This window comes from Aminobacter sp. 01T433 (assembly GCF_056398585.1).
On record NZ_JBFTPR010000005.1, the window covers coordinates 536,982 to 560,118 of the forward strand.

22 protein-coding genes are annotated in these 23,137 nt (G+C 63.4%); 11 read left to right on the forward strand and 11 right to left on the reverse strand.

The annotated features are described in order from the left end of the window. Positions 1-9 precede the first annotated feature (9 nt). Positions 10-2,088, reverse strand: coding sequence for a TonB-dependent receptor domain-containing protein (locus AC1DLV_RS11930; protein WP_476800326.1), 2,079 nt, complete (start codon positions 2,086-2,088; stop codon positions 10-12). A gap of 254 nt (positions 2,089-2,342) precedes the next feature. Here AC1DLV_RS11930 and AC1DLV_RS11935 point away from each other — a divergent pair, with 254 nt between their 5' ends. Continuing rightward, a complete protein-coding gene (locus AC1DLV_RS11935; RefSeq protein ID WP_476800254.1) occupies positions 2,343-3,839 on the forward strand; it encodes a glycosyl transferase family protein in 1,497 nt (498 codons plus the stop codon). Here AC1DLV_RS11935 and AC1DLV_RS11940 read toward each other — a convergent pair. Next, entirely contained in the window at positions 3,814-4,908 is a 1,095-nt protein-coding gene (locus tag AC1DLV_RS11940) for a fatty acid desaturase (protein ID WP_476800255.1), read from the reverse strand. The genes AC1DLV_RS11935 and AC1DLV_RS11940 overlap by 26 nt on opposite strands. A gap of 225 nt (positions 4,909-5,133) precedes the next feature. Here AC1DLV_RS11940 and AC1DLV_RS11945 point away from each other — a divergent pair, with 225 nt between their 5' ends. After that, positions 5,134-6,399 carry an AGE family epimerase/isomerase gene (locus AC1DLV_RS11945; protein WP_476800256.1) on the forward strand — a complete coding sequence of 422 codons (1,266 nt, stop codon included), beginning with the start codon at positions 5,134-5,136 and terminating at the stop codon, positions 6,397-6,399. A 37-nt stretch (positions 6,400-6,436) separates the two neighbouring features. Here AC1DLV_RS11945 and AC1DLV_RS11950 read toward each other — a convergent pair whose 3' ends face one another. After that, on the reverse strand, positions 6,437-8,446 hold the full coding sequence (locus tag AC1DLV_RS11950) for an acyltransferase family protein (RefSeq protein WP_476800257.1): 2,010 nt from the start codon (positions 8,444-8,446) through the stop codon (positions 6,437-6,439). Positions 8,447-8,766: 320 nt separating this feature from the next. Here AC1DLV_RS11950 and AC1DLV_RS11955 point away from each other — a divergent pair, with 320 nt between their 5' ends. Then, a complete protein-coding gene (locus tag AC1DLV_RS11955) occupies positions 8,767-10,008 on the forward strand; it encodes an MFS transporter (protein WP_476800258.1) in 1,242 nt (413 codons plus the stop codon). Positions 10,009-10,059: 51 nt separating this feature from the next. Here the strand turns inward: AC1DLV_RS11955 and AC1DLV_RS11960 are convergent, their stop codons facing one another. The 6 genes from AC1DLV_RS11960 to hemC all read right to left on the reverse strand — a co-directional run bounded on the left by AC1DLV_RS11960 (position 10,060) and on the right by hemC (position 16,043). After that, positions 10,060-10,782: a glutamine amidotransferase gene (locus AC1DLV_RS11960; RefSeq protein WP_476800259.1), complete on the reverse strand. Its 723-nt coding sequence runs from the start codon at positions 10,780-10,782 to the stop codon at positions 10,060-10,062. Between the two features lie 8 nt (positions 10,783-10,790). After that, complete coding sequence (locus AC1DLV_RS11965) at positions 10,791-11,270, reverse strand: tellurite resistance TerB family protein (RefSeq protein ID WP_476836166.1); 480 nt, start codon at positions 11,268-11,270, stop codon at positions 10,791-10,793. A gap of 46 nt (positions 11,271-11,316) precedes the next feature. Next, complete coding sequence (locus tag AC1DLV_RS11970; RefSeq protein ID WP_476800261.1) at positions 11,317-12,891, reverse strand: heme biosynthesis HemY N-terminal domain-containing protein; 1,575 nt, start codon at positions 12,889-12,891, stop codon at positions 11,317-11,319. Positions 12,892-12,901: 10 nt separating this feature from the next. Next, complete coding sequence (locus AC1DLV_RS11975) at positions 12,902-14,275, reverse strand: COG4223 family protein (RefSeq protein WP_476836167.1); 1,374 nt, start codon at positions 14,273-14,275, stop codon at positions 12,902-12,904. 121 nt (positions 14,276-14,396) lie between these two features. Next, the gene (locus AC1DLV_RS11980; protein ID WP_476800263.1) at positions 14,397-15,113 is read right to left on the reverse strand and encodes a uroporphyrinogen-III synthase; all 717 of its coding nucleotides are present in this window, start codon (positions 15,111-15,113) and stop codon (positions 14,397-14,399) included. After that, positions 15,114-16,043 carry a hydroxymethylbilane synthase gene (gene hemC, locus AC1DLV_RS11985; RefSeq protein ID WP_476800264.1) on the reverse strand — a complete coding sequence of 310 codons (930 nt, stop codon included), beginning with the start codon at positions 16,041-16,043 and terminating at the stop codon, positions 15,114-15,116. A 98-nt stretch (positions 16,044-16,141) separates the two neighbouring features. Between hemC and tsaD the strand changes: the two genes are divergently transcribed. From tsaD to AC1DLV_RS12010, 5 genes are read left to right on the forward strand one after another with little or no spacing between them, the layout of a single operon-like run. Then, complete coding sequence (tsaD, locus tag AC1DLV_RS11990; protein WP_476800327.1) at positions 16,142-17,227, forward strand: tRNA (adenosine(37)-N6)-threonylcarbamoyltransferase complex transferase subunit TsaD; 1,086 nt, start codon at positions 16,142-16,144, stop codon at positions 17,225-17,227. Further along, the gene (locus AC1DLV_RS11995; protein WP_476800265.1) at positions 17,224-18,207 is read left to right on the forward strand and encodes an NAD(P)H-dependent glycerol-3-phosphate dehydrogenase; all 984 of its coding nucleotides are present in this window, start codon (positions 17,224-17,226) and stop codon (positions 18,205-18,207) included. The genes tsaD and AC1DLV_RS11995 overlap by 4 nt, the downstream gene beginning before the upstream one ends. 28 nt (positions 18,208-18,235) lie before the next feature. Further along, positions 18,236-18,532: a YciI-like protein gene (locus AC1DLV_RS12000; protein WP_476800266.1), complete on the forward strand. Its 297-nt coding sequence runs from the start codon at positions 18,236-18,238 to the stop codon at positions 18,530-18,532. A 32-nt stretch (positions 18,533-18,564) separates the two neighbouring features. Beyond that, positions 18,565-18,999, forward strand: a complete 435-nt coding sequence (locus AC1DLV_RS12005; RefSeq protein ID WP_476800267.1) for an EVE domain-containing protein — start codon at positions 18,565-18,567, stop codon at positions 18,997-18,999. After that, positions 18,954-19,667, forward strand: coding sequence for a class I SAM-dependent methyltransferase (locus AC1DLV_RS12010; RefSeq protein WP_476800268.1), 714 nt, complete (start codon positions 18,954-18,956; stop codon positions 19,665-19,667). Before AC1DLV_RS12005 ends, AC1DLV_RS12010 begins: the two co-directional genes overlap by 46 nt. Positions 19,668-19,698: 31 nt before the next feature. On the opposite strand, the gene gcvA is transcribed toward AC1DLV_RS12010, so the two are convergent. After that, entirely contained in the window at positions 19,699-20,616 is a 918-nt protein-coding gene (gene gcvA / locus AC1DLV_RS12015) for a transcriptional regulator GcvA (RefSeq protein ID WP_476800269.1), read from the reverse strand. Between the two features lie 134 nt (positions 20,617-20,750). Here gcvA and AC1DLV_RS12020 point away from each other — a divergent pair, with 134 nt between their 5' ends. Beyond that, positions 20,751-20,999, forward strand: coding sequence for a hypothetical protein (locus AC1DLV_RS12020; protein ID WP_476800270.1), 249 nt, complete (start codon positions 20,751-20,753; stop codon positions 20,997-20,999). A gap of 72 nt (positions 21,000-21,071) precedes the next feature. On the opposite strand, the gene AC1DLV_RS12025 is transcribed toward AC1DLV_RS12020, so the two are convergent. Continuing rightward, positions 21,072-21,602, reverse strand: a complete 531-nt coding sequence (locus tag AC1DLV_RS12025) for a L,D-transpeptidase family protein (RefSeq protein ID WP_476800271.1) — start codon at positions 21,600-21,602, stop codon at positions 21,072-21,074. 148 nt (positions 21,603-21,750) lie between these two features. Here AC1DLV_RS12025 and AC1DLV_RS12030 point away from each other — a divergent pair, with 148 nt between their 5' ends. After that, entirely contained in the window at positions 21,751-22,434 is a 684-nt protein-coding gene (locus tag AC1DLV_RS12030) for a response regulator transcription factor (protein WP_476781964.1), read from the forward strand. Positions 22,435-22,504: 70 nt separating this feature from the next. Continuing rightward, positions 22,505-22,960 (forward strand): cyclic nucleotide-binding domain-containing protein, encoded by a 456-nt coding sequence (locus AC1DLV_RS12035; RefSeq protein WP_476781965.1) that lies wholly within the window; start codon positions 22,505-22,507, stop codon positions 22,958-22,960. Positions 22,961-23,137: the final 177 nt, after the last annotated feature.

A 23,137-nucleotide genomic window follows, 5' to 3' on the forward strand; every position in this document is an offset into this window, starting at 1 on the left:
CCGACAGGGTCAGAAACTCGTGGTCAGGCTCACCCACAAGCGCCTGCCTTCCATCACCGCGTTGTGTTCGGCGGTCTCGACCCTCTCGTCCAGCAGGTTGTAGACAGCGGCGTTCATCACGAAGTTTTCGGTGAACGCGTAGGTGGCGCCCAGGTCGACGGTGGCATAGGCATCATATTTGCGCCCAACCACCCCCTTGATCGCCACCGGCTTGCCGATCGTGCCGATGCGCGGGCCAGAATTGATCTCGGCGCCGTGATAGTTCGCTGCCGCCCAGGCCGAAAGCCCATCCATCGGCGTTATCCAGTCGAGGCGCAGATTGGCCGTATGCTCAGGCGTGCGGGAGAGCGGGAAGCCGGCATAGACGCCTGTCTGCTGTTCGGAATGGGTGTAGGTATAGCTGCCACGGATCGAAACCGCATCGGTCGCCTCCCAGCCCGCTGTCAGTTCCAGCCCCTGTATGATGGCGTCGTCGATGTTGTAATTGTACCAGAGCCGGTAGTTGGGGTCTTCGCTCCAGCGCACCGGCTTGCCGGTGCTGTCGAGCACCGGCGCATTGGCGATCTTGTCCTTGAAATCGGTGTAGAAATACGTCGCCCCCAAGGTGATGCCATCATGGCTGTCCCACAGCGCGCCCAATTCAAAGCTGGTGCTGGTCTCCGCCCTGAGGTTCGGGTCGGCAATGATGACGCCGCAGGAGCCGTTCGGGCCATAGGTGCAGCCGCCGCCACCGGTCGTGTAGGCATAGCCGGGCGAAATCGCCCGCACATCGGGCGCGCGGAAGCCCGTCGAGACACCGCCTTTCAGCGTTAGCTGATCAGTGGGATTCCACACACCGTAGAGCCGTGGGCTCAGGTGCGAGCCATATTCCTGGTGATTGTCCAGCCTGAGCCCGCCGGTCAGGGCAAAGCTGTCGGAGAGCCTCCATTCGTCTTCGGCAAACAGCGCCCACTGCAGGATCTGAAACTGCTCGTCACGGCTTGTCCTGCGGCCGGGGTTCTGGTCGGTCAGCAATGCGTCGAACATCTGGCCGCCCGTCACCAGCGTGTGCGAGCCGAGAAGCTCGAACGGCGTGGTGAACTTGCCGTCGAGGACGGAGTTGCGGATTTCGGGCGAGCGCGGATTTTCCACGAAGTCACGGCGCTTCTTGTCCCAGTTGAAGTTGCTGCGCTCGGCCCATTCCTGCTGGAACGAGAATTCTGAGGTCGTCCAGCCCCAGTCGCCGATATGCGTCAGCGACCAGTGATCACGATCGTTGTTGTTGTATGTCGAAATGCCGTTTTCAGCGATTGTCTGGCCGGTGTTTGCCTCGCGCCGTAGCCGCGACGTGCCGCCCTCAAGCCGGAACTCGTGATTTTCGTTCGGCACGAAAGTCAGCCGCCCGCCAAGCGTGCCTTCCTTGGCGCCGGTGATGCCGCCGAGCAGCGAATCCTCACCGCGCTTCAGTCCCTGGCCCCAGACCTGCAGGCCAAGCGTGTCCTTGAGAACAGGCCCGTTGAGATAGAATGTGCCCTGGCCGGTATCGCCAAACTCGCTGTGCTGCTGCACGGTCCCGTCGGTCGTGAACGAGCCGGACCACGTCTCGCCTACCTTGCGGGTGATGATGTTGATGACGCCGCCCATCGCGTCCGAGCCGTAAAGCGACGACATCGGTCCGCGAACGACCTCGATCCGCTCGATCGCCGCAAGAGGCGGCAAGAAGCTCTGCTCGAAACCGGCATTGCCATTGGCGCGCGCCTCACGTGTGCTCTGGCGCTTGCCGTCGACGAGGATCAGCGTGTACTGGCCCGGCAATCCCCGGATGAAAATATCCTTTTCGTTGGCCGGACCGGTCACGGTGACGCCTTGGACGTCGCGCAAGGCATCTGTCAGGTCGCGAAACGTACCCCTCTCCAGTTCCTCGCGCGAGACAACAGTAATGCTCGCCGGGGCATCCTTGACGTTCTGCTCGAAGCCGGACGCGGTCACCACAAGCTGGGGCAGGACCGTGGTTTCGCTGGCCGCAGCCCGCTTTTGCGAGGTCTGCGCGAAGGCGGCGGAAGACACGAGCAATGCCATGCCCGACAGGCAGGTGCAGGCAAGCAGCATGTGGACCCGAGGTGACCTGGCCTGCCTGACACGCTCTCGACCGAAGCCCATGCAGCCTGGCCGGACCGCATCCAGACGGTTGAAATTATTCATGAAAGCGCCCCATCACTTAAACTTGAGTGTAAAAGTCTTCTTATTTATCGAATAGGGACGGTCAACTCCGGTGTTTGCGAGCGATTCCAAATTCAGAAAAACGCAATTTGGACCCGCGCGGGCATCTCGCCTGGGTTCTTCGCGTTCGATGACGAGTGGGCATGGACAGTACCGACCTGCATAAGGACCTGCCGCAAAAGTCGGCGAGACCGACCGCCGACGCGAGCGAGCCGCGTCTTGGTCAGCTCCGCCTGCTGGTGGCGCTGGACGCGCTTTTGGTTGAGGGCAGCGTCGGCAAGGCCGCCGCAAGGCTGGGCCTTGGCGCTCCCGCCATGAGCCGGCTCCTGAAGCAGATTCGCGAGCTCTATGGCGATCCGATCCTGGTCAGGAGCGCACGTGGCATGGTGCCCACGCCCTTCGCCGAAACGCTGCGCCTGCGGCTGCGGGCGGTGGCGGCGGAGACCGAACATCTGCTTGACCCGAAACGGGACGCAGATACTGGCGTGGCGGCTTCAAGCGCGCCCGATTGGGTCCATGCCACGATCATCGATGCGCCGCCGCTCGCCATGCGTCCCAGCCTCTATCTGGAAGGAGAGCCCCTGCCGGCCGACTTTGCCCGCAAGCTGGCATCGATCGGCGAGGACGCCGCCCCTCGGCAAAGGCTTGCCAGACATATCGCAACGATCGGCGCCGGTTCCAGTGGCGCCCGGCCGCTATCCCTTGCGGAGGCAGACGAGGCGTTCTCGCTGCTGCTTGCCGGCGAGGCCGACCCCATCCAGGTGGGGGCACTGCTGGTCGTCTTGCAGTATCGCGGACTGACGGCAGTCGAACTTGCGGGCCTGACAAGGGCAAGTCGGCGCCATCTCGATCCTTCCACGAGTCCACCAAGTTTTGCCGATCTCGACTGGCCCGCCTATGTGTCGCCGAAGTCGAGATCTGCCCCTTGGTTTCTCCAGGCCGCCCGGCTTGTGGCGGATGCTGGCTACCGCGTTCTCCTGCACGGCAACAGCGGCAACGGGGCGGCAAGAGGCACGATCCAGATGGCCGCAGGCGCCATTGGCATTCCTGTCGCGGCAAACATCACCCAAGCGAAAGAAGTCCTGCAGGCACAGCGCATCGCCTATCTGCCGCTCGCAGCGATGTCAGCGCAGCTTCATGGTTTGCTCGGCATATACAGTCTTCTGGAGATGCGCTCACCGCTCAGTGCCGTCGTGCACCTGCTCAACCCGCTCAACGCCCGCGCCAGCCTGCTTGCGGCATTCCGGCCCAACTACCGCGATCTTCACCGGGATGCTGCCGCTTTGCTCGACTGGCCAAGGCTCTGCATTCTGGGCAACAGCCGCGATGTGGCGCAGGCCACGCCCTTTCGGGCGACAACCATGTTTACGCTCGACAATGGCAAAGCCGGCGAATTACTCATTGCCTCGCAACTTCGGCCCAAGGCCGAGCTGCCGACAGGCCTCACCAGCTACGAATACTGGCGCGCGGTATGGCTTGGAAAAGCAAGGGACGAAACGGCGGAACGAATTGTCGTCGATACCGCCGCTGCCGCTCTTGTGACGTTAAGCCCGATGCTGGCCTTCGACGATGCCCGTCGTCAGGCCGCAGAGTGCTGGCGCAGGCGCCTTGAGCCTACACCCGCGCTTCAGCGAAGGTGACCAGGCGCCGGCGGTTCTCGCACCAAAGCGCGAGATTGATGCAGCCAACGCTCTTCCAGAAGGTCAGCTTGACGGTCTTGCTCGCATCGCGAAGCTCGGCGTTGCTGTCGAAGCAGGCCTGCAGGCGATAGAACGGCACGCGGCTGCACAAATGATGGATGTGGTGCAGGCCGATCGACCCGGTCAGCCACTGGGGCACCGCGGGCAAGGCATACCACGAGCTGCCGCCAAATGCCGCGACATGAAGGTCCCAGGCATCGCCGGCATCCCAGCGCGTCTCTTCGAACTGATGCTGGACATAAAACAGCCAGCCGCCGACCCAGGCACCCATCACCACGACCGGCAGTACCGCCAGCATCACAGCCCAGCCGGCCAGAAGCACAAGCCCGCCATAGACGACAACCAGCGCCACATTGAGCCCGCCAGCGCTGCGCCAGGCTTCGACGCGCGGAATGGCTTCGTTGTAGGGCAGCCGGTGCATGATCAGGAAATAGATCGGCACGCCGATCACGATCAGGATGAACGGATTGCGGTAGATGCGATACATCAGCCGCTGGCTTGTGGTCATCGCCTCATATTCGGCCACGGTGCGCGTATCGATGTCGCCGATGCCGCGCTTGTCGAGATTGCCCGACGAGCCGTGATGCACGGCATGCGCCTTCTGCCACAGCGTGTAAGGTGTGAAGGTGAAGACGCTCAGCACCCGGCCGATCATCCGGTTCGCTTCGCGCGAACTGGTGAACGAGCCATGGCCGCAATCGTGCTGGATCGCAAACAGCCTGACCAGGAACGCGGCACAGACCGGCGACACAAGGGCCAGCAAAAGCCAACGCCATCCGCCGAGCACTGGCTCGGCATAAGCGGCGAGCCAGACAAGGGCCGCGCCCATGGCCAGGAACGGCACCAGTGTCACCGCCAATTCGAACGCCGCACGGCGGTCGTCTGGATCGCGAAAGCGATTGCAATGCGATGCAAGCCGGCGAACCAGCGCTTTTTCAGCAGCATGACCTGCAGCCTGTGCAGACCCTGTAGGCAGGTCGTCCGCCGTGGACGACATCAATTTCGTCATTTAGTCCCCGAAATCTCGCTGCCAACTCGGTCAAGCGCGCCAATTGTCCATAAAGCGCGGCAAGCGCCATGGCTAGTGGCACCACCGTGGCATATTTGCTGAATCCAGCGTCCATGCACCGCTGCACGCAAATCATGGCGTTTTCCTGTTGAGTGCTTGAGCCATTACGTCTTAGGTCGCAGGTATCAGTCAGGGTGGACCATCTGCCGCAGAGGAACTTGATCCATGGCTTCTTTGGAAATATCCGCCGGCTCGGCCAAATGGACGACGCTCCAAAGCCATCGCCTGTGGCTGATGCAGCAGGCCGACGCGCTGTTTTCCTTCTTTGAGCGCGAAAGCCTCAATCCGCTCGGCGGCTTCCATGACCTCGACGATCACGGACGCCCGCTGGCGCCGGGGGCAGTTCCAGGCAAATTCGCCGGCCGCCAGATCCATGTCACCACCCGCATGGTCCACTGCTTTTCCATCGCCCATTTGCTTGGCCGCCCCGGCGCCGACACACTTGTCGACCACGGCATGGATTTCCTGTGGAACGGTCATCGCGACGCGGTCGATGGCGGCTATTTCTGGGGCGTCGGTTATGACGGGCCGACCAACGACACCAAGCAGGCCTATGGCCACGCCTTCGTGCTGCTCGCCGCCTCGAGCGCCAAGGTCGCCGGCCATCCCGACGCCGACCGCCTGCTGACCGACATCTCGACAATCCTCTCCGAGAAATTCTGGGAAGAGGCGCATGGCGCGGTGGCGGAAGAATTCACCCGCGACTGGAAACCCTTCGACAGCTATCGCGGCCAGAACTCCAACATGCACCTGACCGAGGCGCTGATGGCCGCGTTCGAAGCAACCGACGACAGCACCTATTTGTCGATGGCCGAGCGCATCGCCGACCTCATCATCCGCCGCCATTCAGCCGCCGCCGGCTGGCGCCTGCCCGAACATTTCAGCGCCGACTGGAAAGTCGACCGCGATTATTCCGGCGACCCGATGTTCCGCCCCTTTGGTACCACGCCCGGCCACTCGCTCGAATGGGCGCGGCTTTTGCTGCAGCTTTGGGAACTCGGCGGCCGCAAGCTCGCCTGGCTGCCCGACGCCGCCAAGAACCTGTTCGGCCAGGCAACATCAGATGGCTGGGACGTTGCAAAGGGCGGCTTTTACTACACGCTCGAATGGGACGGCTCGGCCCGCATCAAGGACCGCTACTGGTGGCCATGCTGCGAGGCGATCGGTGCGGCTTCCGTGCTCAACGCCATTGACGGCGACAAGGCCTACGAGGAGTGGTACCGGCGCATCTGGAGTTTCTGCGCCACCCGCTTCATCGACCGCGCCAATGGCGGCTGGCACGCCCAGCTCGACAATGATCTCAAGCCGAATGCCGGCCCGTTCTACGGCAAGCCCGACATCTACCACGCGCTCCAGGCCTGCCTGATCCCGCTTTTGCCGACCACCGGCAGCATCACACGGGGCCTCGCCACCACCGGCATCCAGCTCTAGCGATTTGACGCTGCAATCAAGGCGTGCGCGCCGAGGCTCACCGCCAATGCGCCGCCACCTGGTTGCCGAAGATCGCGCGCTGCATCGAACCGGCCAGCGTCGCCGCATAGGGCGTGGCGATGTGGTGCCGATCGCGGAAGGTCAGCTTGCCGCCAATCATCGCCGGACAGGTGACGTCATTGCAGAATAGTTCTGTAAGATCGACATATCTGACGCCCGCCAGGCCGGCTGTCGCCGCCTGTTCGGCCTGGGACACCCGTTCGTCGATCGCTTCGTCTCTCGGCGTGTCGCAGACGCTCGAATGCCTGCCCTGCCACAACGAGCGGGCGACGCAGCGGTCGAGATACGACTTGTGTACGGGAACGTCCCTGAGCAGAACGACCTCGGCGTTTGTGTCGCGAAGTGCTTTTAGCGACGCCCGCAGGCCCTCGGCCCAGACATTGCGGCTGACCAGATGGTCCAGACCGCCATTCACGTCATTTTCGACATAGCTGTACGAAAACTGCGCAACGATCACCGTGTCGGGCTTCAGTTCGGCGATTTCCTTCATCGCTGATTTCCGCCACGCGTCGCATTCGGCATAGGCCCGCATCAGGCGCACGTTCCATGTCGGCACCGCCGCGACCGAACAGGAGGATTTGAGGTACGTCACCACGCGCCAGTTGTTCGCCTCGGCGATCTTTGCCAGCGGCGTCGACCAATGGTCTGCATGCGAATCGCCGAAAAGAACGATCGTCTTTCGTGGCTGCGACGCGCCGAGACTGCAGCTGCGCGGCTTGGTTTGCTCCAGGCTGGCGACGCAACTCGCGTCGAACTGGCGCGCCGACGAGGAGCGCGCCGCACTGTCCGCGATGAGCTTCTGGTCTGGATCGATGCTTCGTCCCGCGAGCTGGGAAGCGCCATAAGACAACGTCACGCCAAGAGAGGTAAGCAGTGCCGCAAGCCCCAGCGAGCGCACCGAGCCGGCTGAAAGCCAGCCATTCAGCCTCACCGGGTTCTCGACGAAACGATAGCTGAGATAGGACAAGGCAACCGTCACCAGCAGGCACGTCAGCCGCCCGGCGAGCGAAAGGTCGGGCCAAAGGATCGTTGCATAGACGATAACGGGCCAATGCCAAAGATACAGCGAATAAGACAGCCTTCCGGTCCATTGGAACGGTGGCAGCGACAGGAGTGCCGCCGGCCCGGCGGCACTTTGGCGGGCGCCGGAAAGCAGCAGCATCGCCGTGCCTGAAACGGGAATAAACGCAATGAAACCTGGAAAGGGATCGGTTTCCGACACCGTCAGATAGGTCGCTGCGATCAACCCGATGCCGGCCCAGCCCATAGCAGGCGAGAAACGAAAACCCGAGGCCCATCGTTGGGCGACCGCGAGCGAGACAAGGCCGCCGACGGCGAATTCCCAGGCGCGCAGCGGCGAGAAATAGAAGGCCCAGGGCTGCGAAACCACGGTCATCCAGGCACTGGCCGCAAATGACACGACCGCAGCCACACCAAGGAAAAGCACCATGCCCTTTTCGCCCGGTCGAAACCGCGCGGCCAAAAGCAGCAACGCCGGCCACAACAGGTAGAACTGCTCCTCGACCGACAGCGACCAGAAATGCAGGAACGGGTTGTTTGCGGTATCGGCGGCGAAATAGTCGAACGACCATCTCAGCAGCCACAGATTGATGACATAGCTGGAGGCAAACAGCGCGCCCTTGGCATAAAGTTGCTGTTCCGATGGCGCCAGGATGAAATAGCCGGCCGCAAGCGTTGCCGCGATCACCAAAAGCGATGCCGGCAGCAGGCGGCGCGCCCGGCGTCCATAGAAGCGCCAGAGGTCAACCGTGCCGCTACGGCCGATCTCCTGCATCAGATGCCTGGTGATCAGGTAGCCGGAGATGACAAAGAAGATATCGACGCCGATGAAGCCGCCAGGCAGGTCGGACATGCCGAAATGGAAGGCGACCACGCCGCCCACGGCAATGGCGCGCAGGCCTTCGATATCGGGCCGAAACGTCGAGTTGGATGCGCTGATGCCTTCACCGGAGAGCCTTTTGAACATGCCGGCAAGATCGGTGACGTGAGGCGACCGGACAATTCAAACTATGTTGCAATGCAATATGCCGACCGGCGGGCGATCAGCCCTGATACCTTGCAAACAGGGGCGTTGCGGCCTCTCCATTCCGTAACGCGCAGCCGGAATTTTCTTGCCGGCAGCGCGCCGGCATATCCAGCGGCTGGGTCCTGTCTCTGGCTATGAAAGGCAAAAGCTTTGATCCAGCCACACAAAATCGCCCCCTGCGCTGGAAACTGCGCTATTGCAGCGCCGTCGGCTCGAAGCGATCTGGGCCGGCGTTGCAACAGGTGCTTTTGCCCGCCCCCATGACATCCCAGCCCGCAACAGCAGCCGAACAGCGTTTCGCCGCCTTTCGCCATGGCGCGTTCGCGCGTTTCTGGATCGCGCGCTTCCTGGCCACCTTCTCGACCCAGATCATCTCGGTCGGTGTCGGCTGGCAGGTCTATGACCTCACCCGCAACCCTTTCGACCTCGGCCTTGTCGGCGTCATCCAGTTCGCGCCAGCGCTTCTTTTGGTGCTGGTCACCGGCGTTGTGGCCGACCGTTTCGGCCGCAGGCTCATCATGGGTCTGGCAGCCCTTGTCGAGACAGCCTGTGCTGCTGCCCTGCTCGCGCTGATCTACCACGGCCTTGCCAGTCCGCTGCCGATTTTCGGTGTACTCGCGGTGTTCGGCATTGCGCGCGCCTTCTTCGGCCCGGCCTCGGCCTCGCTGGTTGCCAATCTTGTGCCGACTGAGGATTTCGCCAATGCCGTTGCCTGGAATTCGTCGGCCTGGCAGACCGCCACCATCGTCGGCCCGGTCGCCGGTGGCCTGCTTTACGGCATCTCGCCTTCCGCCGCTTATGGTGCGGCCACCTGCCTGATGCTCGCCTCGGCGGTCCTGATCTTTTCGATCCCCAAGCCCAGGCAGCGCAGCGAGACCAGCAAGCCATCGGTCGAGACGCTGTTTGCCGGCTTCCGCTACATCTGGGGCGAAAAGATCGTGCTCGGCGCTATCTCGCTCGACCTGTTTGCGGTGCTGTTGTCGGGTGCTGTCGCCCTGTTGCCGATCTACGCCCGCGATATCCTCGAGCTTGGGCCATGGGGCCTCGGCCTCTTGCGCGCGGCCCCGGGCGTCGGCGCCCTCATGGTCGCCGTCTGGCTCGCAGGCCATCCGATCCGCGACCACGCCGGCCGGATCATGTTTTTCTTCGTCGCCTTGTTTGGCGTCTTCACCGCGATATTCGGCTTTTCGACAACTCCGTGGCTGTCGATCGTTTGCCTTGCCTTCATCGGCGCCACCGACATGGTCAGCGTCTACATCCGCGAAACGCTGATCCAGCTCTGGACGCCCGACCATGTCCGCGGCCGCGTCAACGCGGTCAACGGCGTCTTTGTCGGCGCGTCCAACGAGCTTGGCGAATTCCGCGCCGGCACCATGGCCGCACTCATCGGCACAGCGCCTGCCGTCGTCTTTGGCGGCATAGGCGCCGTGGCTGTCGCCGGAATCTGGGCCTGGACGTTCCCTGCGCTGCGGAAGGTCAGGCGTCTCGACGGAAGGGTGTGACGAGGGCAGTAGGGGAGTAAGGCAATAGGGCAGTATGCAACCTTCACTGCCCTATTGCCTTGCCCCACTGCCATCCCCCCTGCCAAATATCGTAACGAGAAACTCATCAAGCCATCGCTTGAGATGCATATCCCAGATCAGCCGGCCACCGAGATGGTCGCGGCCGGGTTGGGCACCGGGCAAAACGAAACGCTCGGCCCCGCGCACCACCCAGCGCTGCATCATCACGCGGGTGAGTTCGGCATGGAACTGGATGCCCCAGGCGTTGTCGCCATAGCGGAAGGCCTGGTTTGGATAGGTGTCGGACGATGCCAGCAGGACCGCATCGCTTGGCAGCGAAAAACCCTCTCGGTGGAACTGATAGACCATTTCGGGCCAGTGCATCAGCTTGCGGCCTTCCTCGGTCGCCTTGATCGGATACCAGCCGATCTCGACCAGCCCCTCGCCATGGCCCTCGACCTTGCCGCCGAGATGGTTGACCAGCATCTGCGCACCCAAGCAAATGCCGAGGAACGGCCGGTTTTCCCTAAGCGGCACGGCCAGCCAGTCGGTTTCGCGGCGCACGAACTCGTCGTGATCGTTGGCGCTCATCGGCCCGCCAAACACAACAGCCCCGGCATGTCCGTCGAGCGTTTCAGGAAGGTGGTCGCCGAGCGGCGGCCGGCGGATGTCGAGGTCGAAACCGTTCTCCATCAGCACATGGCCGACACGACCGGCGCTGGAATGCTCCTGATGCAGCACCACCAGGATCTTTGCCCTCGCCCTCCCCGGCATCGAACCCCCTACTCGTCTGTTTCAGATTCGCCGGGAAGCGCCGCCTTTCGCGCCGCCTGGCGCTTGGCCTCGATGCGGTCGCGGCTGTCGACGCCGATCAATTCGGCGATGCGCCAAATGGTGTTGTCTTCCATCTCATGCAATTCGCCATCGGCATAGACGATCTCCCACATCATGCCGATGAAGTCCTTGCGCGCCTCCTCATCGAGGCTGCGCTTGAGCACGCTGGTGAAGGCGTAGAGATCGATTGCCTCGTTGTCGGCCTGCTCACCCGCTTTGATCAGCCGGTCGAGTTCAACGCCCGAAACGCCGTAACTCTGGCTCAGAAGCTGCTTGGCGCGCTCCCACTCGACGTCCTGCCGGTCGCCGTCAGCATTCATGACATGATACATCAGCGCCGCTGCCGCCACGCGCGTATCGTCGTCGGGCGAATGCCTGGAACCTGCGGCGGGCAGGTCTTTCAGAAACGAGATCATGCGTTCGAACATAGCCGAATCCTGTTTGAGCAAGCCTAGATCTAGGTTCGGTGGAACATCAAAACAAACGGAACCGCTTCTGAGCGTTTTCCCGCGCCACCTCAGGATCGACACCCGGATCGTCGGGCAGGCGGATCGGTTCGGCCTTGTCGTCGTCCACGAGCCCTGCGACAGGGTTAGGCGCTGGCACCACAACCTTCTCCGCTTCAGCGCTCTTTTCCGGCTCGATATCGCTTTCCACCGTCACATCAACGATATCGTCGCCGGCGGGCTGCGCCGCCCGGATCGCCGGGATCGCGACGCGTTCGGCAGGTTCATCGTCATGTTGTTCGATCAGATGGCCAAGCCGCTCCTCGGGTGCGCGCCATTCGAAGGCATCGAGCCTGCCGGTAACCGGCGAAAACGGTGCCCAGCGCTCTGACACCACGCCGTCGGCGACCCAGGCCGGGTCGCGCGGCGCCCGCACGGCACGCGACAGCCACTGCCGCACCTTGCCCTGGTCGCCGGTCTGAGCTTCCTCGATGTCGGCGAGCAAGAGATAGGCGCCCTCTCGTGGCTGCATCCTCGCAGCTGCTTCGGCCTCGCTGCGGGCAAGCGCATAGTCCTGCGCCTCCAATGCCGCCCGTGCGACGGCGAGCGAGGATTCGGGATGGTTCTGCTTCAACGACTGCAGCTTCTTTGCCCGCGCCAGCCGGTCAAGCACGGCATCGCCGGAACGGCCATGGACGTAGAGCTCGGCGATATCGGGCTGCGGCTCGGCTTTCCACGCAGCCTCCAGCACCTTAGAACCCTTGCGAACGTCGTTCTGGCGGAACAGCGTCTTGGCGGCAATGATCGCCGCCGGGCCAAATTCCGGCCGCAGGCGGTTGGCTTCGAGTGCCGCGGTGCGCGCGGTGTTGAAGTCGCTGTCGAGCAGCGACATCGCCTTGGCGGTCAAAAGCACCGAACGCTTGTTGTTAGCCACGTCGCGCTCGATCTGGCGCGTCGATTTCTGGGCATCGACAAGAGCCAGCGCCCCGTCCCAGTCGCCGCGCTCGGTCTTTTCCTCAAGCGTCGAATCCGCCGCCCAGCCGAGCTGCGGCGCAAGCCCGGCAGCACGTCCGGCATAGTGGCGCGCCGCTGCCCGGTCGCCCAGCCTCTCGGCCTCAAGATAAAGCCCGCGCAGGCCAAGCAAGCGCATTTCGGGATCGTCGAGCATCGTCTCGAACTTCTGGCGGGCACCATCATGGTCACCTTCCAGCAGCGAGGCCTGGGCGTCGAGCAGATGGATTAGCGGCTCCTGGTCGGAACGGATGAGCTTGGCCGCTTCCTTGTTTTTCTTGCGCGCCAGGGCGGCGTCGCCGGCACCGGCCGCGATCATGCCGGTCGACAGCGCCTGATAGCCCCGATCACGCCTACGGGCGCGGAAATGCCGGGCAATCGTATAGGGGCTGTTCCACACCGACTTGGTCAGCCACCACAATAGCATCGCCGCCACGACGATGGCGGTGACCGTCACCGCCGCCACCATCAGGCTGACCTTGTACTGATAGCCGCTGAAGGTCACGACCATGTCGCCGGGGCGATCAGCCAGCCAGGCAAAGCCGAGCCCGAGCGCAAAGACGACGGCGAGGAAGAACAGGATGCGGATCATCTGGTGCCCCTCATGCCTTCATCGCGCCGGCGACGAGCTTGTCGACCAGCGTTTCGACATCCAGCCGCGCCTTGAGCTTGGCAATGAAGTCCGCGCCTGCGGCTTTCGCCGTCTCCGGCAGCGTGTCGTATTCGGCAAGCGCCTTGGCGAAATCGCCCTGATTGACCGCCACTTCCAAGCGCGCCACCGTTTCCGGTACGCCAGCGCCTTCGACAGCGCCGATCGGGCGCACCTGAACCAGCTGCTCTGCGCTCGAAACCAGCCGTTCGAAGATGCCGGCGTTCTCGTTGACAGGCTTGGCCGCGGCGATCATCGCATTGGCGGCCGCATCGGTCGCAGCCACGATCTCGGCGCGCGTCGGCACGCCCTTTTCGGCTTGCGCCCTGAGTGCCGCCAGTTCCGGCGCGTCGGGCGAAATGGCAGCGAAAGTTTCGAGTTCGGCACCGAATCCGGCTCCCCGCTCGACCGCCGCCTTGAGCGCCGAGGCGGCAATCGCCATCGCGATCTTGGGCTGCGACGCCTGTGCCTCGACCTTGGTCTCAAGCGAAGAAATAGACTGCTCCAGCGTCGCGATCTTGCCATCGTCGGCCGTCGTCGCCTTTATCGCCGCGTCGAGCCCGGCAATGCGCTCATTCAGCGCGGTCATCTCGGAGGACGTCGCCCCAGCCTGGCTCAGCGACGAGATAGCCGTCTCGATCTGCTTGATGCGCTCGTCGAGCCCGGCAAGCGCGTCGCTCGATCCGGCCTGTCCGGTTGACGATTTCAGCGCCTCGACTTCGCTTTTCACCTGGCCGACTTCGGTCTTGAGCCCGTCAAGCTCGCCCTTGAGCTCGCTGCCAACGCTCGAAGCGCCGAGATCGGCAATCTGTGACTTCAGCGAGGCGATTTCGCTTTGCATCTGCTCGCCGCCGCCAGCCGGCCCGGTTGAGCCACCGGGCGCGCCAAGCACGCCGGCATATTGCAGCCCGCCCGCCACCAGAAGGGCGATCAGGCCACCAGCCAGGCCGGGCAACATGCCTGAAGTGGACTGCCGCGGCGCCGGCGCAGGAGATGCTGCGCGTGAGGCGCTTGAACTGCTGGCGCTCGACGACGCAGCATTGGTCGGCGCTTCGGCCTCAGGCTGTCGCGTCGGCTGTGCATTGTCGAAGCTGTAGTCGTAGGACGTGTATCCCGAATCGGCCTTGGCAGCCGTCTCGCTCGACTCTGGCTTTGCCGCTTGGTCCGCCGCCGCCAATGCCTCGTCGCCCGTCGCTTCCGAAACGGGCTCGTGCGCAGCTTCCGTCTTGGCTGCGTCTTCGACGCGCGAAACCGCGCCCGGCTCCAGCTCGATGGTCACCGGGTCGCGATGCGTCTTCGAATGGCGCGTATTCGGCGTCTTGACCATGCTTGGGGCTCCGCGATTTCATTGGCACAGGTCCCGCAAGCGGTGCGGGGTCGAAGATCAAAATCAGTAACACCCACCGTCCCGCGAAAAAAGGCCGCGTGATGGCGCAGTCACTCCAACGTCAATCCGGCTCACCGAGAAGATCAAGCAGCGCATCCTCGTTGGGATCCGGCGCAACCGCGACGCGCAGGCCCTCGACCAGCGCCGAGGCGATGCGCCCGGACAGGCAAAAACAGGTTGCGCCGCGCATCAGCAGATCAGCCTCCGCATGCATTTCCATCAAGGTGCCGAAGGCCGCAGCCGAGCGCGCCGAATAGAGCAGCACCGCGTCAATAGGTTGCCCACCAAGCTGTTGGCGCACGTAAGTCGGATCAGGTGCGAGCGCGATCGTGTCGTAGGTCTCGATCGGCACCACCTTGGTGCCATTCAAACCAAGGCGGCGTTCGAACTCCGGCATCCGCACGCGACCGCAGAGATAGGCAAGCGTTGCCTTGCCAAGTTCGATTGCAATCATGTCGGCAAGGGCGGCGGCATCGCCGGGGCCTTCGTTGACGGAGAAAAAGCCGGCTTTGCGCGCGCTCTCAGCGGTCCGTACGCCCACTGCATGGCATGGCAGTTGCCGCAGCCGCTCGATCAGCCCGCTTGGCGCGTGGCGCAAGGCATTGGCGCTGGTCACAGCCACTGCCGTCGCATCGGTTGGAACGATTCCGCGCACCACCGGCAAGGCACGCGTTTCGGATAACGGCAGAAGCACCGGTTCGAAGCCGAGCGCTTCAAGGCGCCGCGCGGTGCGGGTGGCGCCGGGATCCGGCCTCGTCACCAGCACACGGCGTGCCATCTAGCTCCACCCCTCGAAAAATTTCTCGCCGGCTCGCGCCCTGACGTCTTCGCCAGCCTTGCGGCCGATCGTTGCGGCATCGGCAGCAGCGCCCTCGGCCTTGGCCTCATGCCACAAGGTACCATCAGGCGTCAGGATCAGGCCGGAAAATGACAGCCTGTCGCCATCGATCATAGCGTATCCGGCAATCGGTGTCCGGCACGAGCCGTCGAGCGCTGCGAGAAAGGCCCGCTCGCAGGCCAGCGCCTGGCCGGTCGGCCTGTGGTCGATTGCAGCAAGCTTGGCGGTGACATCCGTGTCGCCGATGCGGCTTTCGATGCAGATCGCGCCCTGCCCCGGTGCTGGTGGGAAGACGTCCAGCGGCATCAGGTCGGTGATGATTTCGGCAAGTCCGAGACGCCGCAGGCCGGCATTGGCAAGGATGGTGCCCTGCGCCACGCCTTCATCGAGCTTGCGCAGCCGCGTCTGCACATTGCCGCGAAACATCACAACGTTAAGGTCGGGCCGCATGCGCCGGATCAGTGCCTGGCGCCTCAGCGACGACGAGCCGACGACTGCGCCCTCGGGAAGGTCCATGATCTTGGGTGCGGCGCGGCCGATGAACGCATCGCGCGGGTCCTCGCGCGGCAAAAACGCCGACAGTTCGAGTCCGTCGGGCAGCTGCGTCGGCATGTCCTTGGACGAATGCACGGCGAAATCGATCTCGCCCGAATACAGCGCTTCTTCCAGTTCCTTGGTGAAAAGGCCCTTGCCGCCGGCCAGCGACAGCGGCCGGTCCTGGATGCGATCGCCGCTGGTCGAAATCGTCACGATCTCGAACGCTTCTTCCGGCAAGGCGTGCGCCGCCATCAGCCGCTCGCGCGTCTCATGGGCTTGCGCGAGCGCCAGCAGGCTGCCGCGTGTTCCGATTCTCAAGGCTCTTGTTTGCATAGCGCTTGGTCCGTGATAACCCCGCGCTGGCGGGGCGGTCCCGTACCTCCTATCTAGGAATTTACCACCGGGCAATCATGCAGGGTAGCGACCAATTGATCCGTGTTCTGGGCATCGAGACGAGCTGCGACGAAACCGCGGCCAGCGTCGTTGCGCTTGAAGCAGGCAAAACGCCGCGCATTTTGTCGAGCACGGTCTTCAGCCAGATCGAGGAACATGCGGCCTTTGGCGGCGTCGTTCCCGAGATCGCGGCGCGCGCCCATGTCGAAGCGCTCGACGGCATTGTCGAGGCAGCCCTTGAGGATTCGGGCCTGTCGCTTGCCGACATCGACGCGATTGCCGCGACCGCCGGCCCGGGCCTCGTCGGCGGGCTGATCGTCGGTCTGATGACGGCCAAGGCGATTGCCGCAGCCGCCGGCAAGCCGCTGATTGCCATCAACCATCTCGAAGGCCATGCGCTGACCGCGCGGCTGACCGACGGGCTCGACTTCCCCTATCTGCTCTTGCTGGTCTCGGGTGGCCACACCCAGATCGTTCTGGTCAAAGGTGTCGGCGACTATCAGCGCTGGGCCACCACCATCGACGACGCGCTTGGCGAGGCATTCGACAAGACCGCCAAGATGCTGGCTCTGCCCTATCCCGGCGGTCCCAATGTCGAAAAGGCTGCCCAGTCGGGCGACGCCACCCGCTTCATCTTCCCACGCCCGATGAAGGGTTCGGCTCAGCCCGATTTCTCGTTTTCCGGCCTCAAGACCGCCGTGCGCCAGGCAGCGACTGCCGTGGCACCTCTGAGCGATCAGGATGTCGCCGACATCTGCGCCTCGTTCCAGGCGGCCGTAGCCGACGCACTCGGCGACCGCGTCAAGCGTGCACTGGCGCGTTTCCGCGACGAATTCCCCGTTAGCAAGGCACCTGCCCTCGTCGTTGCCGGCGGTGTCGCCGCCAACAAGCAGATCCGCACTCTCTTGGAAAAGCTCTGCGCCGATCACGGCTTTGGCTTTGTCGCGCCACCCATGGCCTTATGCACCGACAATGCAGCGATGATCGCCTGGGCCGGCATCGAGCGGCTGCGCGCCGATCTCGTGGAACCGGACGCATTCGATTTTGTGCCGCGATCGCGCTGGCCGCTGGACAGCGTCTCAGCACCGGTCGTCGGCTCCGGCAGGCGAGGAGCCAAGGCATGAACGCATACAAGGCCACTGTTCTCGGCGGTGGCGCCTGGGGCACGGCCCTGGCGCTCGCCATGCTGCACGCGGGCCATGCCGTCACCTTGTGGGCCCGCGACAGCGAAAGCGTCGAAGCCATTCGCAGCGGAACCAACCCGCGCTATCTCCCCGGCATCAGCTTCGAAGCCGGCATCGCCACCACCACGGACCTCGCCGTGGCCCTTGCCGGCACCGACTGCGTGCTGGTCGTCACCCCGGCGCAGGCGCTGCGTGCCGTGCTGACCCAGGTCAAGCCGCATGTCGCAGCCCACGTGCCTCTGGTGCTTTGCGCCAAGGGCATCGAGCGCGATACCGGCAGGCTCCTGTCGGCCATCGCAACCGAGATCCTGCCTGAAAATCCCGTCGCAGCATTGTCCGGTCCAAGCTTCGCCACCGACGTGGCGCGGGGCCTGCCGACGGCCGTTGTGGTTGCTTCGGAAGACGAAGCCCGGGCCTCGGCACTCGCCTTGCGCTTCTCAGCCGCCAATCTGCGCTGCTATTCGACTGACGACCTGATCGGCGTCGAGATCGGCGGCGCGCTGAAGAATGTCTTCGCCATCGCCGCCGGTGCCGTCACGGGTGCTGGCCTCGGCGCCAGCGCCCAGGCAGCGCTTGTCACGCGCGGCTTCGTCGAACTGCGCCGCATAGGTGCGGCCTTCGGCGCCCGTCCAGAAACGCTGATGGGCCTGTCCGGCCTCGGCGACCTGATGCTCACCTGTTCGTCGGTGCAATCGCGCAACTTCGCTTATGGCGTGGCGCTCGGCAAAGGCGAGGAACTTTCCGGCCGGCCGCTCGCCGAAGGTGTTGCCACCGCCTACATCGCCGCGCGCCTCACCCGCGAGCGCGGCATCGACGCGCCGATCGTCGAAGCGGTCGCTGCCCTGCTCGATCGCGCCATCACCATCAACGAGGCCGTCGCCGGCCTGATGACCAGGCCGCTGCGCGCCGAAGCCGACTGAACTCCTGAACCAAAGAGGATATGCAAACATGCTTTTCGCACTGATCTGCAAGGACAAGCCGGGCCATCTTCAGGTTCGCCTCGATGCGCGTCCCGATCACGTCGCCTTCCTCAACGATCTGAACGCCAAGGGCGCCCTCAAATTCGCCGGCCCCTTCCTCGACGCCGATGGTAAGCCGGACGGATCCCTGGTGGTCATCGAGGCCGCCGACGCATCAGCAGCCCAGGCGATCGCCGACGCCGATCCCTACGCCAAGGCCGGCCTGTTTGAGAACGTCCAGATCAAGCCGTGGAACTGGGTCTTCAACAATCCGGCCAGCGCCTGATTCAAGCCGAGCAGATCGAGGGGACGCAACGAATGAGCGACAAGAATTACTGGCTGTTCAAATCCGAGCCGTTCAAATTCTCCTGGGAGATGCTGAAGGCCAAGGGCAAGGAAGGCACAGAGTGGGACGGCGTGCGCAACTATCTCGCGCGCAACAACATGCGCGCCATGCAGATTGGCGATCTCGGCTTCTTCTACCACTCCAATGAGGGGCTGGAGGTCGTCGGCATCGCCGAAGTCTGCGCACTGGCGCATCACGACACCACCACCGACGATCCACGCTGGGAATGCGTCGACATCCGCTACCACAGCGACATTCCCCAACCCGTCACCCTTGTCGACGTCAAGGCCAATCCAGCGCTTGAGAAGATGGCGCTGGTCACCTCGATGCGTCTTTCCGTCCAGCCGGTGACCCCGGACGAATGGCAGGAAGTCTGCCGCATGGCCGGGCTCAACAAGGCGCCGTGACGACAGGTTCCGTGGCAAAACTCACACCCGAGAGCGCGGAAAACTTCATCCGCGCCAACACGGCACTGATGCGGCCGCCGCATGTGCCTGAAGTTGCGCTCTATCTCGCCGACGAGGCGCATGATCTCTGGCATCGCACCGAAGAACAGCTGGCCGAGATCGGCCTGCCGCCGCCCTTCTGGGCCTTTGCCTGGGCCGGCGGACAGGGGCTGGCGCGTTATGTGCTCGACCAGCCTGATACGGTTGCCGGCAAGCGCGTGCTGGATTTCGCCTCGGGCTCCGGCCTTGTCGCCATCGCCGCCATGCAGGCGGGTGCTGCTTCAGTCGTCGGCGCCGACATCGACCCATTCTGCGAGGCCGCGATCAGGCTCAATGCCGATGCCAACGCGGTTGAAGTCCATTTCATGGGCGCAGACCAGGTCGGGCGCAACGATGGCTGGGACGTCGTGCTCGCCGGCGATGTCTTTTACGAAAAGCCCTTCGCCGACCGTCTTGTGCCGTGGTTTTCGGCCCTGCGCCAACGCGGCGCTGACGTGCTCGTCGGCGACCCCGGCCGCTCCTACCTTCCCAAGGAACGTCTGGAAAAGCTCGCCACCTACGAGGTGCCAGTCACCCGCGCGCTCGAGGACGCCGAGGTCAAGCGCACCACCGTCTGGCGCTTCGCCTGACGCGCCTCCGAGATGACGGAGGAGCTGGCAGCTACGTCTGCGTCTGCGCCGCCTCTTCCAATATCCACTCCCGGAACGCGATAATGCGCGGATCTTCGGCGGTGACCTTGGGATAGACAAGGAAATAGGCGAACTCGCGCGACACCTTGATGCCCAGTTCAAACGGCCGCACCAGCCGCCCCTCGGACAGGTCATTGGCGACCATGGCGAAATCGGCAAGCGCCACCGCACTGCCGTCGATCGCCACCTGCACCGCGTCGGACGAATTGGTGAAGACGATCGAGCGGCTATCATCGAAATCGTCGACGCCTGCGGCGGCCATCCACATGCGCCAGTTCGGCCAGGTCACGCCTTGCTGCGACCATTCGATGTGGACGAGCGTGTGGTTGAACAGGTCGCGCGGCACGCGCAGCGGCGGCCCCGACGCCAGAAGCTTGGGGCTGCACACCGGGATGATCATGTTGTCGAACAGCCGCTCGGCGACGAGGCCCGGATACTTGCCCATGCCGAAGCGGATGCCGACATCGACGTCGTCGAGATCGAAGTCGCGCACGTCGTAGCTAATGTCGAAACGCAGATCGATATCGGGATGCAGCTTGCGGAAACCATCGACGCGCCGCATCAGCCACTTGCCGGCGAACTGCGCGTCGAGCGTCACCTTCAGCTGCGCGGTCCCGCGTGTCAGTTTTCTCGCCTTGGAGACAGCCCGGTTGAGCAGCTCGATGGCATCCGAGGAGGCATCGCACAGCGCCGCCCCCGCCTCGGTCAGCCGAATGCTTCTGCTGGTGCGGGTGAACAGCACGACGCCGAGCTGATCTTCGATTTCCTTGATCTGATGGCTGACCGCAGCCGGCGTCAGGCCGAGTTCGTCGGCGGCGCGCGTGAAATTCAGATGCCGACCAGCAGCCTCCAGCGTCCGCAGTGCACGTGTCCCAGGTACGAAGCGCATCGGTGGATCTTCAAGCTGAATTTGATGATTGAGAAAGAACTACTCGTTTCTCTTTTGTCTTTCAACGCCACATCATGGGACCAGTTAGAGCAATGTCAAACCGGATTTGATATCCGGACGAAACGGACCACACCATGTCGACCGATGTCTTGAAAACCCCATACGCCCAGCCGGCCCGGCTGCAGCCGGTCATGGATTGGTTTCGCCACATGAAGGCAGCACTCAACGCGCCCGCCCAGGATTTCGGCTGCCTGACCGAGCACTATCGCCGCGACACGGGCATCGCCTGCAAGGACATCACCAAGGCCGTCGACTCCGATCTTGGTCGGCTTGGGCTTCTTGATATCGGCTGGCAGCAGCCGCGCCGCCACAACCACCGTTGACCCGATCTCCCAAGCTCACTCTGGGAGCACACTCGGCCCGAAGATAGTCTCCCATCTTCGGGCCGCTTTTCTTTAGCGCAGCACTTTCAGCACCGTGCGGTTCGAAAGATGCGGCAACAGCCGCGCCATCACACGCGCCGTCACCGCCACGCAGCCTTGCGTCGGAGTAAAACCCGGCCGCGCCAAGTGAAAGAAGATGGCGCTGCCGCGTCCGCGTCGTCGCGGCCGGATGTTCCAGTCGAGCACGAGGCAGGCATCGTAGAGCCGGTCGTCGCGCTTCATGCGCTCGTGGCTGGCGCGATAAGGGATCTTCACCGGCCTGTTGTAGTTGCGGTCATCAGGCACTTCGCACCAGCCGAGATCAGGCGCGATCGCGTGCATGGCAAGCCTAGTCTGGCCCGTTGCGAAATGATCCCGCCGGAAATAGCCCGACAAAAGACGCATCGTTGCAAGCGGCGTCGCGCCATCGCCTTCGCGCTTGTCGGCGGAAATACCGCCACTCCCCAGCGCACAAGGAAACACCGTTGCGCCCACCTGCAGCAGGCCCTTGGTCCGGTCGCCAGGTTTGGCTCTTACGACGATTGTGGAAATGCCCTTGCGCAAAAATTCATCCGCCCCAATTACGCCTTTGATTTTTCTTGTATGATCGCTTCGCGGAACAAATCACCCGGTCGATGGTTGTCGCAGTCAGCTTCCGCATCCATAGTCTGTGGTCAACAGAATTTTTGATTTTAAAACAACGGATTGATCCATGACCTCACGCACCATCCTCATTGTCGACGACGACGACGATCTGCGCGGCACGCTTGTCGAGCAGCTCGCGCTCTATGAGGAGTTCGAAGTCCTGGAGGAGGCCTCGGCCACCAAGGGCGTCAATGCAGCGCGCGCTGGCCTCATCGACCTGCTCATCATGGATGTCGGCCTGCCCGACATGGATGGCCGCGAGGCGGTGAAGATCCTGCGCAAGGGCGGCTACAAGGCGCCCATCATCATGCTGACCGGCCACGACACCGATTCGGACACGATCCTCGGTCTCGAAGCCGGCGCCAACGACTATGTAACCAAGCCGTTCCGCTTCGCTGTCCTGCTCGCGCGCATCCGCGCCCAGCTGCGCCAACACGAGCAGAGCGAGGATGCCACCTTCGCTGTTGGGCCCTACACCTTCAAGCCGAGCCAGAAGCTTCTTATCGACGCGCGCGGCGGCAAGGTCAGGCTCACCGAAAAGGAGGCCTCGATCATCAAATATCTCTACCGGGCTGACCAGAAGGTGGTCACCCGCGACGTACTTCTCGAAGAGGTTTGGGGCTACAATTCAGGTGTCACGACGCACACGTTGGAAACGCATGTGTACCGTCTTCGCCAGAAGATCGAGCGCGATCCTTCCAATGCGGAAATTCTTGTGACAGAAAGCGGCGGATACAAGCTGGTCCCCTGACTGGTTTACCCGGCGAGTGGGGCCGCCGGCTGACGACAGGGGGGAGCCGGTCTGAGAAGTCGGGGACATAATGGCGCTGGATGACGACATCCGCATCCTGTCCGGCGTGAGGCTATTTGAGGGCTTCACACAAGAACAGCTGCGTTTGCTGGCTTTTGGCGCGGAGAATGTGCATCTCCCCGCCGATCGCAAGCTCTATCGCGAGGATGACGAGGCCGATTCGGCCTATGTCGTGATATCGGGACGAATAGCGCTTTACCGCGAGGTTGATGGACCGCGCGCCGAAGTCGGCTCGGCCGGACCCGGCTCGATGCTCGGCGAACTCGCGCTGATCGCCGACACCAGGCGGTTGACCAGTGCGGCAGCGGCCATCGATTCGGAGGTCATCCGGCTCAACCGGAAAATGTTCCACCGCATCTTGGAGGAATATCCCGAAGCCGCGGCCCGGCTGCACCAGCACATCCTCGAAGACCTCCAGGACATGATCGCGCGGATCGAAAGCATGGCCCCGCGATTCGGCAAGTAGCTGCGGCCGGTCGGGCTTCTGGACACGGCAACAGCTTGTGCGCGCTGGGTTCCCTAGCTTCCGATTTGATCCGCCTTCAGGCGTACCGTTTTTCCCTCTGCTCCTAATTTTGCCAGCGTTGCGGCATGGATTCCCGACACTCTCCGCTCGTTTCACTCGCTCACGAGGTCGGGAATG

Coding starts and splice junctions, on each gene's coding strand:
- AC1DLV_RS11955 (WP_476800258.1), top strand. CDS start 8,767: ATGACATCCCAGCCCGCAACAGCAGCCGAACAGCGTTTCGCCGCCTTT.
- AC1DLV_RS11940 (WP_476800255.1), bottom strand. CDS start 4,908: ATGACGAAATTGATGTCGTCCACGGCGGACGACCTGCCTACAGGGTCT.
- AC1DLV_RS11960 (WP_476800259.1), bottom strand. CDS start 10,782: ATGCCGGGGAGGGCGAGGGCAAAGATCCTGGTGGTGCTGCATCAGGAG.
- AC1DLV_RS12000 (WP_476800266.1), top strand. CDS start 18,236: ATGCTTTTCGCACTGATCTGCAAGGACAAGCCGGGCCATCTTCAGGTT.
- AC1DLV_RS11945 (WP_476800256.1), top strand. CDS start 5,134: ATGGCTTCTTTGGAAATATCCGCCGGCTCGGCCAAATGGACGACGCTC.
- AC1DLV_RS11970 (WP_476800261.1), bottom strand. CDS start 12,891: ATGATCCGCATCCTGTTCTTCCTCGCCGTCGTCTTTGCGCTCGGGCTC.
- AC1DLV_RS11950 (WP_476800257.1), bottom strand. CDS start 8,446: ATGTTCAAAAGGCTCTCCGGTGAAGGCATCAGCGCATCCAACTCGACG.
- AC1DLV_RS11975 (WP_476836167.1), bottom strand. CDS start 14,275: ATGGTCAAGACGCCGAATACGCGCCATTCGAAGACGCATCGCGACCCG.
- AC1DLV_RS12020 (WP_476800270.1), top strand. CDS start 20,751: ATGTCGACCGATGTCTTGAAAACCCCATACGCCCAGCCGGCCCGGCTG.
- AC1DLV_RS12035 (WP_476781965.1), top strand. CDS start 22,505: ATGGCGCTGGATGACGACATCCGCATCCTGTCCGGCGTGAGGCTATTT.
- AC1DLV_RS12010 (WP_476800268.1), top strand. CDS start 18,954: ATGGCAGGAAGTCTGCCGCATGGCCGGGCTCAACAAGGCGCCGTGACG.
- gcvA (WP_476800269.1), bottom strand. CDS start 20,616: ATGCGCTTCGTACCTGGGACACGTGCACTGCGGACGCTGGAGGCTGCT.
- AC1DLV_RS11935 (WP_476800254.1), top strand. CDS start 2,343: ATGGACAGTACCGACCTGCATAAGGACCTGCCGCAAAAGTCGGCGAGA.
- AC1DLV_RS11980 (WP_476800263.1), bottom strand. CDS start 15,113: ATGGCACGCCGTGTGCTGGTGACGAGGCCGGATCCCGGCGCCACCCGC.
- AC1DLV_RS12030 (WP_476781964.1), top strand. CDS start 21,751: ATGACCTCACGCACCATCCTCATTGTCGACGACGACGACGATCTGCGC.
- AC1DLV_RS12005 (WP_476800267.1), top strand. CDS start 18,565: ATGAGCGACAAGAATTACTGGCTGTTCAAATCCGAGCCGTTCAAATTC.
- AC1DLV_RS11995 (WP_476800265.1), top strand. CDS start 17,224: ATGAACGCATACAAGGCCACTGTTCTCGGCGGTGGCGCCTGGGGCACG.
- hemC (WP_476800264.1), bottom strand. CDS start 16,043: ATGCAAACAAGAGCCTTGAGAATCGGAACACGCGGCAGCCTGCTGGCG.
- AC1DLV_RS11930 (WP_476800326.1), bottom strand. CDS start 2,088: ATGCTGCTTGCCTGCACCTGCCTGTCGGGCATGGCATTGCTCGTGTCT.
- AC1DLV_RS11965 (WP_476836166.1), bottom strand. CDS start 11,270: ATGTTCGAACGCATGATCTCGTTTCTGAAAGACCTGCCCGCCGCAGGT.